The sequence below is a fragment of the Microbacterium sp. 22296 genome, assembly GCF_052045385.1.
In the GTDB taxonomy this organism is placed as follows: Bacteria; Actinomycetota; Actinomycetes; order Actinomycetales; family Microbacteriaceae; genus Microbacterium.
The window spans coordinates 1-1,137 of the sequence record NZ_JBQEOS010000004.1; the positions used below are offsets into that span (position 1 = coordinate 1).

At 70.0% G+C, this 1,137-nt stretch carries 1 protein-coding gene and 1 pseudogene; one reads left to right on the top strand and one right to left on the bottom strand.

Translation table 11 applies throughout. From position 1 onward, the window contains the following. Positions 1–614: pseudogene (locus ACTJJP_RS09205) on the bottom strand (hypothetical protein); the annotation flags it as partial. A gap of 264 nt (positions 615–878) precedes the next feature. On the opposite strand from ACTJJP_RS09205, the gene ACTJJP_RS09210 reads away from it, so the two are divergent. Continuing rightward, positions 879–1,137: hypothetical protein (locus ACTJJP_RS09210; protein WP_440774716.1), on the top strand; the 259-nt coding region annotated here is incomplete at its 3' end.

Below are 1,137 nucleotides of genomic sequence, written 5' to 3' on the forward strand. Positions count from 1 at the left end.
CCCCAGCCGCTCTCCCACACGTCGTCGGTTCCCCGGATGCAGCCGTACGCCCGCCCGTCACTGCCCAGCACGAACGCCTGATAGCGGCCGTCATCCAACTTCTTCGCCGCCAGCGGCATCGACCCCAAGGCCGTGGAAACGAGAGCCGCCGCAAACACGGCGGAGGACTTGGCGGTCGTGGACAGGGTGGCCGTCGCCCGCGCGGACGATGTGGACGCCGTGATCACCGACGAGACGGCCGACGCAGGAACAACAATGGAGGGAAGCGCCAACGAACCGGAGGAGTCCGTGGTTCCGGTGAAGGAGCTGCCCCCACCCGTGAAGGTGTACCCATCCGCGAGCAGGGCTGTCACCAGGGTGCCAGCCGCCGGCGCACCGTTGGTCGTGACCGAGACCACCGCCCCCGTGATGGGTGCGCACGCGGTGCTGGAGTAGCTCGCTCGTGAGAACGTCACGCTGGGGCCGGAGGCCGCGAACGCGGGCGTCGACTGTGTGACGAGAATGGCGGGGATCGTCCATGCGGCCCCCGTCAAGAGGGTGCGGCGGCCGACCTCCCCCGGGGGAGGCGTGTCGACGTCGAAGATGCTGTCTGATTCGGTGCGCTGGTCGGTCATGGGGGTCCTCTTCTCACGGCCGGGTCAGTCCGGCATAGCTGCCGCAGGGTCAGCGGCGTCTCGAGTGTGCGCGCGCCGGAGCGAGACGAACCGCCCGGACGTCCCGACGTTCTGATGACGGCGTATCGGTGTTCAGATCCTCGGCACGGGGGATGAAGTTCGCCCTGCGTCCGGGGGAAGGGGCAGCCGTCTCCCGGACACGGGAGATCAACGCCGTCGACGATGAATGACATCGCCGCACCCGATTCGACACCCGGAGGAGCAATGCCGCAGCCCCCCGCCGCATCGACGTCCGCCTACGCGCTGAGCCGCGGGCTGACTCTGCGCGGCGATCTCGCGGCCAGGTGGTCCGCCCTACGAGGGTGGACCGTGCGACCGCTCGACGAGGCCGGAGTCATTCGCCTGCATGTCGACGAACTCCGGACGCCGTCGCTGACCCTCCGCCGCCTCTGGCACACCGCGGCCGCGCTCGAGCCGGCGTCCCCCGAGACGAACGGGCCCGTCGTCATCCTCCAGGCGGCCG